The sequence below is a fragment of the Spiroplasma endosymbiont of Thecophora atra genome (assembly GCF_964019735.1).
Taxonomy (GTDB): domain Bacteria; phylum Bacillota_I; class Bacilli_A; order Mycoplasmatales; family VBWQ01; genus Spiroplasma_E; species Spiroplasma_E ixodetis_A.
Genome location: NZ_OZ026464.1, coordinates 67,326 through 82,586, shown reverse-complemented (window position 1 = coordinate 82,586; position 15,261 = coordinate 67,326). Strand labels below are relative to the sequence as shown.

Genomic DNA, 15,261 nt, shown 5'->3' with positions numbered 1-15,261 from the left:
TTTTAAATGCAAAATAACGCCTAAATTAAAGGCGTTTATTTTATGAGACCTATACTATTAATTATATTGAAATTGTTTATTATATAGCAAATGTGAAGATACTTTTTTTCACAGTAGCATTATTTTTACCTCTAATTACATTTTTATATGGATATAGTGCATAAAACAAAGCATCATATGGGTCTTGGTACATATTTTTGTCTGGAATGTTAGTTTTTGTTTCATCATAACGTAATTCTTCTAAACATTGAGTAGTTTTTGGTAAATCATCTTTATTAGCATAAAAGTTTCCATAACTCATAATATTTCTCATTCAAACCACTCTATTAGTTAATCCTGCTTCTTGATTTAAATTTGAAGCATGTTTAATAGCAGTTTGTGTTATTAAAATAGTATTATGTTCATCTATTAATTTTTGATTTAATCAATCCATTGCTGTTCTTGCTTTATCATCATAAAAATAAATTACTTGGTCAAAATTTTCAAAATTATCCATTAATCCTAAAATTTCATTAACATAAGCATTAATTTTTTCGTTTTCATTAATAAAATCGTTTGGAGTAACTACTAATTCACAAATAACATACGGGTCATAATAACCAGTATTATTATATTCTTTAAAACCAACTATCATAAATACAGTATGGTCTTTTGGTCCCGTAGCTCAATCAATACCAACACTATAAAAATCAAATTTATACATATCTTTTTCTTGATTATAAAATTGTTTTAAATTATATGATTGTCAATATTTTACTGTTTTTTGAAATGGAAAAATTGTTGCATCACTATCTAAAAATTCAAAACCATAATAAACAGTATTAAATTCATCAGGATTACTTTTTTTCATTTCTAATAATGTTCTTTTTTGAATTTCAGGTAATTTATTTCAAAATGGTTGAATAGTAAATCTTAAAACAAATAAACCTAAACCACTAAATATGTCTTGATTTTCATAGTAAACTTTACCAACTTTTTTAAGATTATTCATCACTTTATCATTTAATGGTAAAAACGACGTACAGTATTTTAAATAAAATGGATGATATTTATCATATGGATTACATGTAAAAGTAATAAAGAAACTTTTGTAAAAATAGCGAGTAATCTTTTGTCCAAATGTACTACTATATATATTTTTATCAATAAATGTTCAACTTCACTCTTTAATTGGTTCATTTGACACTTTAATTCTGTTGCTTCTAAACATAGAGTTTTGTAATCTTTCATATCGATATGTTAGTTGCTTTTCTGTTAAAGTTTCTTTTTCTTCAGCCATTATTATTTCATCTGTTCTTGAACCTAAAAAACTTGACCCACCCGCTTCTTTTCCAAAAATTTTATTACCATTAGCATAACCAATAAAATCAATTTGTTGATTATTAGGAAAAATGATACAACCACCATCCTTAGTTATTTTTCATTTAATACCATGTGGGTTATTAGGTAGTAAATTAATATCATATTTATCTAATAAAACTTGACAAACATTCATTAATGCACCAATTGTAGTTTCACTATGAGTATTTTCATATCTTCTTACTTCTTGGACACTACTATCACTAAAATTACAACATATAAATAAATCAAATGCTAAACAGTTTCAAGTTTTTCTTGTTCCACGTGCAGTTGGTACAAAACGATAAAAACAATTGGTAGTAAAAAATTCTGCTCATTCATCACCAACAAATTGTTTAAAAATATCTCAACTAAAACCATAATTATTATCACTAAAATTAAGACTATATTTTTTATTTAATTGTGCATAACTAGTGATAAAAGCCATATTTACTCCTTATTTTTTAAAAAAAAAATTAAACTTAAATTATTAACAAACAAAAATTAGAAAGGAACATTAAAAATGTTTATATTACCATTTACTAATAATTTTGATTGAGATAAACATGATTTTAATCAAGATGAATTAAGTTTAAAACAAACAGAAGAATTATTTTCCAAAATAGATGATTATTTATGAAGTATATGTGATAAATCTGAATATAAATCATATAGATTTAGAAAAAGAAAATTAAAAACAAAAAAGGGTTTACTAACTTATAAACGGCGTATTTATAAACATTATAACATAGAAAAACAAAAAACTGAATACGTATCCTTATTAGATAACTATCTTGGTGTTAAAAAATATAGTAAGCTTGCACCAAATGTTATTAAACAAATTTTAAAATATTTTGCTGATGATAAAAAGTATCGTGATGTTTGTGATACTTTTATTGAAGGTTTAATAAGCAATAGTACAGTTTGTAGAACATATCAAAAATTTGAATTACCAAAAGCAAATATACCTAAAATAGTATTAGAAAAAAATCAAACTTTATATATAAATATTGATGATGGACATAGAAAATTTAAGTTTAATGAAAAACACAATACTAAAAATTGTAAAAAATGTTCTATGAGATTATTAGTATTTTGTACTGGTAAAAAGAAAAATGGAAAATTAATTAATAAAAGAGCAGTTTGTAAAATAAGAGTATCAAAAACAGAAATTGGTGCAGAAAAAACAGCTAAATTTATTCAAAAATATGGTAATTTATATTTTGAAAACTTTGAGCAAGCAAATTTAATAGTTTGTGGTGATAGTGCAAAATGAATTAGAAAAACTGCTACAATTTTAAATGCTAAATTTATTTTAGATAAATTTCATGCTTTTCATGTTTTATTTCTTGGAATAATGGCTGGAAGAAGAAAAAATAAAATCACTAAATTACACTATCAAAATGCAATAACTTTATTTAAAAAAGGTCAATATTATGAATTAATTGATTTTTTACAATCATTAACCTTACAATATAAAAAATTAAAAGTTGGTTATTTTATTAATGCAAAAGATGGTGTATTAAACCAAGCATTAGTTGAAAATATTGGTTGCTTTACTGAAACTAATATTAAACAAATTTTAAAACATATGATTGGTGATAGAACTTATAATATTGATATGTATACAAAAATGGTTAATTTTAAATGCTATCAAATAAATACTGCCATCCAGTTATTATAAATTAAGATTAAAGATTTTTAAAAAAAATGAAAAATAAAATAAAACTTATTAAAGTTTACTTTAATAAGAGTTTTTGTGTTATAAAAGTAAGTATTATTATTGACTAATATTTTTCAAGTGTTAAAATTAACATACAATTGCATATTGAAGTCAAAATTATTCTCGTCTAACTTTATAATTTTAAGACAAATTTGAATCTTATTGACAACATCGGTACGCTCCCATTTTATTTAAAAAATATATTAATGATGAAAAATCATGAGAAGAAATCAATGTTAAAAATAGAAGTATTTCAAAATTTATATAAAAAAATTAAATTATTAAATTTCTTTCCTTATTAATTTTAAATTCCAGATAATTTAATTATCTGGAAAATATGCATTATTTATAAGTTTAAAACTTTTGATTATATATTATTTGTAAATGCTATCTTTTGTTCAGAAAGTACTAGACCAACTGATACTTCTTGGTTTATTGATTCAACATCTGCTATTTGTAATACATTATTAGAATTTCCTATCAAACAATCTGAATTTATTGAATTTAATGTTATATCTAAAATATTAGATATTTCTTTTACCATTTTATATACAAAATCATTTTCTTTAAGAAATTCACTAGTTTGTTGAGATTCATAATCACTTATTTTTATATTTTGCTGTTTTTTATTTAAATCAAGAAATTCATTAAATTCAAAAAATAAATGTTTTAACTCTTGTAATTGATCTTTTTGTTGATAAATTTTTTCATATAATAAATCTAAATTTTTAATATAATTTTTAATATTATTATTTTGTACTCTAAATTTTATAAACATAAATTTATAATCTTTTTTATTTTTTTGTTCAAAATTATTAACTATTTTTTTACATATTTTTTGATTTAAATTATATTTTTTTTGATAATCATACATTAATGGAATAAACTTTTTAGGAATTTTAATTAATGTTGTAAAATCAATTAAAAACAAAAGATTTTGCGAACTATCATTTTCATTAGTACATAATAAAGCAAATTTTTTGTTTTCATTAAAAAGAAAATTCTTTTTACTGTTTTTTGCCATTTTATTTTGTAATTTTTTAAAAATCATTTGTTCTTCTTCATTACAATCTTCAAATAATAGTAATGGATTAAAATAAAGGTTTTTTGCTATTTTTTGATTCTTCCCTTCATTTAAACTATCATCTTTAATAAAAATTAGATAAGAATATGGACCTTTATATTCTTGTAAAAAATTATAATAATTAAGAGTCATTTTTACTATTGATCCTGATTCTAATTTTAATTCTTCAAAATCAAATAATTTGCATTTACCATTATTTTCATTATTGATATTAATAGTGATATCACTAGAAGTTGATGGTTGTAATTCTTGTTGAGCATTACTTTCTTTATAGTTATTAAACTGTTTTATACTTTTTAAAAGTTCACCATATTTATTTTCTCCAAAAAAAGTAGTGAAATTCTTGATAATAATTTTAAGTGCAGCATCATAATCAGCAACTATTGATATAGAATTTTCAATTTTAGAGTTTTTAATAAAAAAATATTCACCTAAAAATTTATCTACTTGTTCTTTTATTGTAATGAAAAACTTAAAATCTTCTTTTATTTTTTCATGAAAAGTTTTAAATTCATTAAATAAATTAATAATATCATTACTCTTTTTGGTTATATTCAATTTATTTTCAGTAAAACAACTATTCATTTTATTATTAATTTCACTTAATTTATCCCTTATTTCTTTTATATTTTTTTCAATTTTATCTTTAATTTTTTTTATATCAATTTCTAACTTTAATTGTTCTTGCGTTAATACTATTATTTCTTTTTCTTGGCTTTTAATACTAATTTCATTTTCTGAAATTTCTTTTTTTCAATTTGAAATTTCTGTTTCTAAAATATGAACTCTTTCTTTTGAATTTTTAACTTTATTATTATAATCGATTCATAATGCATCTCAATGCTTTTGTATGTTTGCATCACTTGAATTAACTTCAATTAAAGTTGATACTACTTCAACATATTTTATTTTTGTTCTCATAGTAGTTTGGAAATCTTCAATATTTTTTTGAGTTTCTTGAAAAGTATCTTTATCTATCTTTACGCTTTTTTCTTTAAACTCTTCTTTATCTTTTTGCAAAGCTTTAATTTCTTTTCTTATTTTTTTTAATTCTTTTTGATCTTTTGCTATTTTTTCATCCAATGTTTGATTTCTAAGTTGATTATTAGTCCTACTTTTTGTTAAATCTTCAATATTACTTTTTAAGTTTTTTAAATCATCTTCTTTATAAAATAAATCCTTTTCATATTTACTATTTTCTAATTCTTCTTCTGATAAAATATCTTGATATCTTTGTTTATAATTACGTTGTTCCTCAACACTTTCATTTATGAAAAATGTGAATTCTTTTTTAAAAATTTCTAAATTTTCTTTAAATTTTCTAATCTTATTTTCAATATCACCTATTGAAACATTTGTTGTCGCTATCTCTAGAATAATTTTAAACCTCTCTTTCTTTTCTTTCAAAAATAAAAAACCACTTGCTTTAAAACTAAAGCAATGGCCAAACGCTTTTATTTTTGTAATTACATTATATAGAAATTATAATTATAGTTAAGGAATATGCTTACTTATACTATTGAATATAATAAAGAAATTTTTATCTTTGATTCTTATTATTTTTAATGTTAAAATTATTCAAATTAAATATGTAAAATGCCTTTTATATATAAAATTATTAATAAGCAAAGTACGAAAAATTTATAGATTACATTTTATAAATAAAATAATATAAAATAATATTAGAAGGATATGGGCAAACAGATAGGGTTGATTTTTATGAACGCAAAAGAATTAATTGCAAGAGTATCAGTTAAAACTAAATTTAACATTCAAGATATTGAAATAGTTTTTAATTGTGTAATTGAAGAAATTAAAAATATTAACCAACTAGGTAAAGTAATTACTATTCCTAATTTTGGTACTTTTAAAATCAAAAAAGTAAAACCCTGTTTACGACGAAATAGTAAAAATAATGGACAACACGTAGTTAGCAAATACAAATATATTAAATTTATACCTTATAAAAAATACAAAAAATATATTCGTTGTAAACCAAAACCAACAATATTAAATAACATCGACTATTAAAGTGTATGACCTAAAATGTGAGGAAAACTAATGAAACAAAGTAGTATTAATAGAATAAAATTAAGACAAAAAGTTAATATAAATTCAATTGAAATGTTTAAAGCATGCTTGCAATATAATTCTCAATTTCAACCGAAAGTTAAAATTGAATTAGCAAAATGGCGAATGTATTTTGAATATTGAGAATACCTAGAAAAACATGAAAATATAATTCCTTTTTCAATTAAAACATCAATTGACAATTTAACATTATACGGTAATCTTTTAAAAAGTCCCCTTAAAAATGAAAATAATAATAAAACAATAATTTTATTACATGGAATAACTAATACAAGATTTTGAATATTTAAACAAGCTTTCATTTTTTTACGTGCTGGCTACAATGTTATTTGATATGATGCTCGTAACCATGGTGAAAGTGATGCATCACCAACAACTTTTGGTTTAAAAGAATCACAAGATTTACAAGACATTATTGAATACTGTTGTAAAACATATAAACAAGAAACTACTGCTTTAGGATTATATGGTTTTTCATTAGGTGGCGCAACAGTAGTAATGTGAAGCAATTTATATGCAAAACATAAAATTAATCAAAAAGTAAAATTCATTATTTCTGATTGTACATTTAGTCGCTTAGATCGTACGTATAGTGAAAAACTATACAATTATGCTTTCTTACCTACTAATTTAATGTTGAAATTAAGTCGTAAAAAAGCACAAAAAACATTTGGTGTCGATGGTTTACAAGAAATACAACCAATTAAATATTTAAAACTAATACCTGATATGCCAATGTTATTTCTTCATGGTCAAAATGATCACTTTATTAACTACACTAATGCTAACGAATTATTTCAAGAAAAAATTCGATATGAAATACCAAAAAAAAGTTCATTATACACTATCCTTGATGCTAACCACGGTCAAAGTTTTTTAATTGGTGATTTAGACCACACAGTTGTTAATGAATATAATTTAGTAACTGATAAAGGTATTAGTGACACTACTTTAGAATTTGTTCAAAAATGAATCAATACTTAAGATAAACACTATTAATTGATATTTTTATTAAATATATATTATAATTAATGAGAGTGGAGCGATGATAAAAATGAAAATTAAAGTTATTATTATTGGTGCTGGCGCGACTGGGATGGGAGTTGCGAGTAAATTATTACGTAGTGAAAAAAATAGTGATAAAAATTTTGATATCCATGTTTATCAAGAAAAAAACTATATTTCACTTGGTGCTTGTGGTATTCCTTATTATATTGCTAATGAATTTAAAGATAAAAAACTTTTAAATGATCGTACAAAAAAAGATTTTTCAGAAAAAACTAATAATAAAAATAAAATTAAAATTCATTTAAATCAAAATGTTATTAAAGTCGATACAGCAAAACAAGAAATTCATGTCAAAAAAACAACAGACGATAAAACTAAAGCAAAAGTTGTATCTTATCATGCCTTAGTTATTGCAACAGGAGCCAAACCAAAAATTCCGCCACCTTTTAGTCATGGTATTTTGCCACATAATGTTTATAATGTTTTTACTAAAGAAGATGCCATAAATCTAAAAAAAGCAATGAAAAATGCTAAAAAAATAGTTATTATTGGTGGTGGATTCATTGGCATGGAAATGGCAGAAGCATGCTTAAAACAAAAAAAAGATGTCACAATCGTTGAAATGAAAGATCGATTAATGGCAGACGTTGTTGATAAAGAATTTAGCCAATTAATTTATGATGAACTAACCAAAAAAAATATTAATCATAAAACTAAATCAAAAAACAATGCCACTATTTTACTAAACTATCAAGTTGAAGAACTAATGATGACTCATAATAATGTTAATGATTTGCGTTTAAGAAGTGTAAGTGATAAAAAAAATGGAAAAACAATACCTTGTGACTTAGTAATACTAGCAGTTGGTTTTGAACCAAATACGAATTTTTTACAAAATAGCAACATTGAATTAAATAAAAATAAAGCAATTATTATTAACGAATTCTGTCAAATTCCTTCTAAAGAAAATGTTACAAAAAAGTTTTCAAATATGTATAGTGGTGGTGATTGTGCACAAATATATAGTCAATTTGATAAATCATCAATATATGTTCCCTTGGCAACTAATGCTAATAAAATGGCACGTATTATTGCTGATAATATTAAAAACCCAGAACATAAATATCCAGGAACTTTAGGATCAAGTATTTTACGTGTTGGTAATTTAGAAATAACAAAAACTGGTAGTTTTGATACGATTGATAAAAATAAAATTGGTAGTGTTTATATTAAAGATTATGATCTACCAAGATACTTAAAACAATCTCGTCCTTTATACTTGAAACTATTTTATGATAAAACAAATTTCCAATTACTGGCAGCACAAATGGCAGGCTATAATCATGCCACATTAAGAATTAATGCTCTTGCTACTGCCATTTGAAATAAAATGGACATCCGTGATTTACAAAATTTAGATTTAGTTTATTCACCTCCTTTTGCTCGTACTAGTGATATTATTCATATAGCAAGCAGAAAAGTAACATCGTCATAACCTATAAAAAATAAAAAGAATGAGGTAGCAACTATGACAACTCTTAGTAATGACAATATTAACTTATTAAGAGACTTTGTTGGTATTTCACACTGACAAAGTCTAATCGGGATAATTGTCTTTTTTAGTATTATCCTAGCACTTTCTATTTTTATTAAAAAACTAAACTTAAATTTCCAATTCGTATTTTTACTGGAATGGGATTAGGACTAATTTTTGGTATTACTATCCAAGCTATTACTGGTTTTAATAGTCATAACATTACTTATCCTAACTTACCTGGAACACCAATAAAACCCAATCCTGACTATATACCCTGAATTGCAGAAATTGTACACTGAATTGAATTATTAAAAACTATTTTTATTATTGGTATTACTATGTTAACTATTCCATTAGTATTTTTAGCTATTGCTAGAATTACTAGTAAAAAAAATAGTAACTCAAAAACAATAACTAAAGTTTCAGGAGTTGGTATTACTATTTTATTAATAAATGTGGCTATTGCTTTTACTATTGCCTTTGGACTAGGAATTGCTTTTAAAATTGGCCAAAGTTTTAATTTAACTGATGGTGGTAGTTACGATAAAACTACTGCCAAAACAATTCCCGAAATTATCATTAGTTACGTTCCTAGCAACTTAATTGGTGTTTTTACTCAAACATTAATTATTCCAATCATTGTCCTTGGTGCTTTAATTGGATTTGCAATTAAAAAACTAACTAAGCATAATGAAGAACGAATGGACAAAGCAAGAAACACTTTAGAAACAATATGAAAAATTATTATTTCAATATTAATGATGTTTATTAAAATTATGCCATTTGCTGTTATGAGTATGCTAGCAACAGCAATTATTAATCAACCAATTGGTGCACTTGCTAATATTGGCATTATTATTGGAGTCACTTATTTAGCACTACTTATTACTTTCTTATGACATTTATTATCATTATATTTATTTGGTATTAATCCTTATCGTTGATTATTAAAAGCACAGAAACCAATTATTGCTGGTTTTACAACTCAGTCTTCTAATGCCGCTTTACCAATTGCTATGAATACCTTAAAAGAAGATTTAAAAGTGAAAGAAGAGGGTAGTGATACAGTAATGCCGCTTTCAACAACAATAGGTTTAAATGGCTGTGCTGGAGTGCAAGCTGGCATTATTTTATCTTTCTTATGATTTAGTTTTATCCTTCCTGGTAATTTCCCCAACTGAACAATTGCTATTTTATTTATTAATGGCTTAATTGTAACATTAGTTGCTTCATTAGGAATTGCGGGAGTACCAGGAACTGCTGCTGTTGTAACAGCTGGTGTTTTAGGTGGTCTTGGTTTTGGTAGCTATTATGCTGCTGTTTATGGTATTATTGGTGCTTTAGATGGTTTATTTGATATGGGCAGAACTGCAGTTAATATTTCTGGTGGTTTACAAGCTACTGTTATTGCTTCTCGCAATCAAGAATTAATTGAATATGAAAAACTTTTATTAAAAAAATACCCTTTTAGGGGTTTACACATTTTAACAAAGAAAGTTGGAGCCAAATTGTTAATTAGAACTGAAAAAAATGATAAGATTCAAGCATTAAAAAAAGATACTAAAGTTAAAATTGAAGCATTAAAAAAAGTAAAAAATAGTGAGAATGATATTAAATTTTTAAAAGAGCAGTTAAAAAAAGATATTAAAACAATTAAAAGTGGTAAAGATATCTAATTTCCAATTATTATCTAAATAAATTTTTAGTAATCTATTTCATAAAGATATCACAAAACTAAATATATAGTAGAAATTAAGTGAGGAAAATAACTAATTTTTTGATATGGACTAATAAAAATTAATTGATGCGCTAATACATTTCTACCTTCAATAATACCTTTTATTAAAGGACTCTTATCAAATCTTAATGTATAATCATTATCCTTTGATTAAAATCATTTTTTTCTTTATACATACCTTCTAATTGACTTAGTAAGATATTCATTTTTTTGAATTTTCTTTAAACTGCAATTGCCTGCTGTTTATCTGATGTTACTGGTTTAGTTTTCTCTGCAAAATAATTTTGCATATAAATATCTGAAATATTTGTTTGTTTAGTTATATCAATAATTATTGAACTTTGATAACTTTTATCATTAAAACTACTAATTATTTTTACACTTTATTTTAGAAATTTTTTGTCATTCTTATTTATTGCCGTGAATAATATTATATAATGGTATTTAAGTTTTATTTTATATAATTTATATGAAGGTAAATGAATTTAAAGGAGAAAAATAAAATGAAAAATTTATTAAAATTATTATCAATTTTAGCAATATCAACACCAATACCATTAACTGTAGTTGCTTGTGATACACCAGACTCAAAAAAAGATACAAAAATTGATATTTCAACAAAAATTCCTAATAATATAAATTTAGGTACATTAAAATTTAAAAAAAATATAAAATCTGAATTTTTAAATAAATTACAAGCAAAATTAGTAGCAATGTCAGGTTTAAAAACTATTACAAGTGATGACTATGATGTTTATATAAAAATTTTTGAAAAATATTTTTACTTTAAAGATTTATACTTTATTGATATTTTTAAACCAAATGATTTTTTAACTTTAAATTTAAATATTAAAATTGTTGCTAAAAATGGAGCCAAATTTAAAGGAGAAAAAAATAATATTACAATTAGTTATTGCTTATTACAATGATGAAATGATTTAAACGAAATTACTAATATTGATAGTCCAAGTCAAATTGAGGCTATTTACCCAAATGCTGTTACAAAAGAAGAAATAGAAAATGCATTAGATTCAATCATCAATAATTCTGTACAAAAAATATGTTATGGCGATATTGTCATCAAAAACCTTGATTATGTATATGATATAATAGATGAAGATTGTATTAATAGAATTACTACTATTGATTTATCAACTACTAGTAAGATAGTCAAAGTTAAAATTACTGCTCAATGAAATTCAATTGATTTTGTTGGAATGACTAATTTAATATCTGTCACTTTACCAAAAGCTATTAAAATTATTAACTAATGTAAATTTTAAATCAAACATGAAAGAAGTCTATTGAAAATACACAAAATTTAATAACATATAGTTGCTATCCAATATATAATTTTAACCCATTACTTTTATGCCAAAGTAAATGGGTTAATTGTTTAAAAAGGGTAATTAAAATAGAAGCAATTCAACAACATATTTAGTTTAATTTCAAAAATAAAATTTCCATTCTATTAGAGTGTTTTATAATTTAATTATAAAATAAAATCAAAATTTTTTTCAAAAACTATTATGCTGTTAATAAAAAATTACTTATTTTTTCAAAAACAACATTCATATTTAATTTCTTAGGTTTAAAAGAACCATTATTATTAATTTTCATAAACATTTCTTTATACCACAAAGAAAGTTGTTCATAAAAATCTTTATTTATTTTATCTTTATTTTTAATTGTCATCATCATAATTTCATATCAATTTAAATTACATTTATATGGCTGAAAACCTTTTAAATCTCATTGTATACAACATTCAATAATTAAAAAATCAGGAGTTGCAACAAATTCAAAATCATTGTATTTAGTATAACATTTAAATAATGAATTAACATAATGATTTCGTTTTTTCATTTCTAATTCTCATTTACATAAAAGTAAATTAAAATAGTTGCGTTCCAAATCTAAAAATGGTTGCATGGCCATATTTGTAATTTTTTTATTTAAACAATGATCATACATTAGTAGTTCTTTACGCAATGCAGTTAAACTCATATCTGGTGTATAACTAAATAATTCATACGGAATAATTCTCATTATTAATTTTCCATTCTATATTATTTAACTTTTACTTTATTTTGTTCTTTTTTAATTAATTTATTAACTAAAAGTCTAATTCCTTTATACACTTCTAATAATCACATTGATATTGTTGATAAAGCAATACAAAGTAATCAATCAACTACCCGAAAACCAGCACCAATACCAAAAGCATTGCTAACAACAGGTGTAAAAATAATAAAAGTATTAATAGCAAAAGCACTAATCGCCGCAACTCAAATATATTTATTTTTTCAAGTAATCTTATTAAAAATACTTGTATTAGCACCTGAAACAAAAGAAAATGCATAAAAAACAGGAACATTAGTCATTATAACAAAAACAAAACCTTCACTATTATTTTCACGTAAAATTTGAGGTAAAAAATGAAAAGCTAATAGTAATAAGGTACTTAATATTATACTAACAATACAAATAAATCCTCAACTACCAGTAAGAATTCTATTATTCCGTTTCGTTGGTTTTCTAAGCATTAAATCAGGGTTATTAGGTCCCATTGACATTGGAATTGCAATAACAGATTCAACAATTAAATTAATTCATAAAATTTGAATTGGTTGCAATAATTCATTTCATCCAAAAATAGCACCAATAACAATTGAAAATACTTGGGCCATATTAGTAATTAAAATAAAAATAACAATTCTTTTAATTTTACTGTAAATATTGCGTCCTTCTTCAATAGCATCAACAATAGTAGCAAAATTATCATCAGTTAATACTATTTGTGAAGATTCTTTAGCAACATCAGTTCCCATAATACCCATCGCTACTCCAATATCTGCCGCTTTTAAACTAGGAGCATCATTAACACCATCACCAGTCATCGAAACAACCTTATTATGACTCTGCAATGCTTTAACAATCTTAACTTTATGTTCAGGAGAAACACGAGCAAAAACTCGATATTGATTAATATTAGCATTAAATGATTCTTCTGGAATATCATCAATCGTATTACCACTAAGTGCTTGTGTTTTATTTTCAATGAAACCTAATTCTTGACCAATAGCAACAGCAGTATTTAAATGATCACCAGTAATCATAATTGTATCAATACCTGCTTTTTTAGTTTTAACTAAAGAATCTTTAACTTCGTTTCTTGGTGGATCAATCATTCCAACTAATCCTAAAAAAGTTAAATTACTTTCAATTTCACTAATATTACTATAATCTTTCGTATTATTAACAGTTTTATAACTTGCTCCCAAAACACGTAATGCTGAATTTGACATTTCTTCCATACTTGCAATTATTTCTTTTTTAATTTGTGCAGTTAATACTACCCTTTCATTATTAATAAGCGCATGAGTACAAATATTAATCATATTATCAACCGCACCTTTAACAAAAACATAAGTTTCTTTATCGTATTCATTAATTGTTGACATTAATTTACGATTGGAATCAAAAGGTATTTCATGAACTCGAGTATGTTTATCACTAAGTGCCTTTGTTGGAAACTTTAATGTTTCTGATCAATTAATAAGTGCTGCTTCCGTTGGATCACCAATAGTTTTATTTTTACTAACTTCACTATTATTACATAATACTAAACAATCTAAAAATAATTGTTCTTGCTTAGTTTTCTTTTTAAAGTCATTACTATCATTAACTGATTTTGTTAAATAATATTTTTTAACAGTCATTTTATTTTGTGTTAAAGTTCCGGTTTTATCAGAACAAATAATATCAACTTGACCTAATGTTTCAACAGCAGGTAAATGTTTAACAATAGCATGTTTTTTTGCCATTCTTGAACTTCCCAGTGATAATGAAACGGTAACAATAACTTGCAAACCTTCAGGTATTACTGCTATTGTTAAAGCAATTCCAAAAATTAAAGCATTAATAGCAGGTACTTTAATTAAGAAAAATTGTAATAAAAACATAGCTAAACCTAATAATAAAGCAAAAACCGAAATTATTCTAATTAAAAAAGACATTTGTCGCGTTAATGGTGATTTAGGTTTTTTTTCTTCTTGTAATAACTTAGTTATTTTTCCAATTTCAGAAGTTTTTGCTGTTGCATAAACTAAACCAAGACCACTACCTGTCGCAATAGAAGTAGACATAAAAACAAGATTAGTTCTTTCACCAATTGATAATTTTTCTTCAGTTAATGCTTCAGTAGTTTTACTAATTAAGGTTGATTCACCAGTTAAAAGTGATTCATTAGTACGTAAATTATAAGACTGAATAATACGCAGATCAGCAGGTACAAACATTCCCGCATCTAAATAAACCAAATCACCTACCACTAAATCTTTAGCATCAATATCGTATTTATTACCATTACGAATTACTACTGCTTGTGAAGAAACTAATTTCTTTAAAGAGTCCAAAGAAGCTGCAGCTTTTACTTCTTGATAAGTAGCCAAAGTAGCATCAACAATTACAATTAAAAAAACAACTAATGCTTCTTGTCATTGACCAATAACAGTAGCAATAATTGCTAATGCAATTAATACTAAAACAAATGGTTCAATAAAATGTGCTAAAACTATTTTTCAAATTGGTTTTTTTTTCGTAACTGGTAATTGATTAGGTCCTGTTTCTATTAGCAATTGAGCTGCGGCTTCTTCAGTTAAACCTGTAACAAAATTAGTATTTAATTTTTTTGCTAATTCCTTAGTTGAATCATTTCAAATCACAATTATTTAACCCCC

At 24.0% G+C, this 15,261-nt stretch carries 10 protein-coding genes; 6 read left to right on the top strand and 4 right to left on the bottom strand.

The features are described 5' to 3' along the window. Positions 1-79: 79 nt before the first annotated feature. The gene (locus AACL05_RS00400) at positions 80-1,786 is read right to left on the bottom strand and encodes a hypothetical protein (protein WP_338961696.1); all 1,707 of its coding nucleotides are present in this window, start codon (positions 1,784-1,786) and stop codon (positions 80-82) included. Between the two features lie 75 nt (positions 1,787-1,861). Between AACL05_RS00400 and AACL05_RS00395 the strand changes: the two genes are divergently transcribed. Continuing rightward, positions 1,862-3,022 carry an Mbov_0401 family ICE element transposase-like protein gene (locus tag AACL05_RS00395; RefSeq protein WP_338986054.1) on the top strand — a complete coding sequence of 387 codons (1,161 nt, stop codon included), beginning with the start codon at positions 1,862-1,864 and terminating at the stop codon, positions 3,020-3,022. 406 nt (positions 3,023-3,428) lie between these two features. Here the strand turns inward: AACL05_RS00395 and AACL05_RS00390 are convergent, their stop codons facing one another. Continuing rightward, entirely contained in the window at positions 3,429-5,552 is a 2,124-nt protein-coding gene (locus AACL05_RS00390) for a hypothetical protein (protein ID WP_338986052.1), read from the bottom strand. 312 nt (positions 5,553-5,864) lie between these two features. Here AACL05_RS00390 and AACL05_RS00385 point away from each other — a divergent pair, with 312 nt between their 5' ends. The 5 genes from AACL05_RS00385 (at position 5,865) to AACL05_RS00365 (ending at position 11,790) form a co-directional block, all read left to right on the top strand. Further along, positions 5,865-6,176: an HU family DNA-binding protein gene (locus AACL05_RS00385; RefSeq protein WP_338961688.1), complete on the top strand. Its 312-nt coding sequence runs from the start codon at positions 5,865-5,867 to the stop codon at positions 6,174-6,176. Positions 6,177-6,206: 30 nt separating this feature from the next. Next, on the top strand, positions 6,207-7,220 hold the full coding sequence (locus tag AACL05_RS00380) for an alpha/beta hydrolase (protein WP_338961686.1): 1,014 nt from the start codon (positions 6,207-6,209) through the stop codon (positions 7,218-7,220). A gap of 70 nt (positions 7,221-7,290) precedes the next feature. After that, entirely contained in the window at positions 7,291-8,739 is a 1,449-nt protein-coding gene (locus tag AACL05_RS00375; protein WP_338986050.1) for an FAD-dependent oxidoreductase, read from the top strand. Between the two features lie 197 nt (positions 8,740-8,936). Next, positions 8,937-10,457, top strand: a complete 1,521-nt coding sequence (locus AACL05_RS00370; protein WP_338986048.1) for a dicarboxylate/amino acid:cation symporter — start codon at positions 8,937-8,939, stop codon at positions 10,455-10,457. Between the two features lie 565 nt (positions 10,458-11,022). After that, a complete protein-coding gene (locus tag AACL05_RS00365) occupies positions 11,023-11,790 on the top strand; it encodes a hypothetical protein (protein WP_338961677.1) in 768 nt (255 codons plus the stop codon). Positions 11,791-12,046: 256 nt separating this feature from the next. Here AACL05_RS00365 and AACL05_RS00360 read toward each other — a convergent pair whose 3' ends face one another. Both AACL05_RS00360 and AACL05_RS00355 read right to left on the bottom strand, forming a co-directional pair. After that, positions 12,047-12,568, bottom strand: a complete 522-nt coding sequence (locus tag AACL05_RS00360) for a hypothetical protein (protein ID WP_338961674.1) — start codon at positions 12,566-12,568, stop codon at positions 12,047-12,049. 20 nt (positions 12,569-12,588) lie between these two features. Then, entirely contained in the window at positions 12,589-15,246 is a 2,658-nt protein-coding gene (locus tag AACL05_RS00355; RefSeq protein ID WP_338961672.1) for a cation-translocating P-type ATPase, read from the bottom strand. Positions 15,247-15,261: the final 15 nt, after the last annotated feature.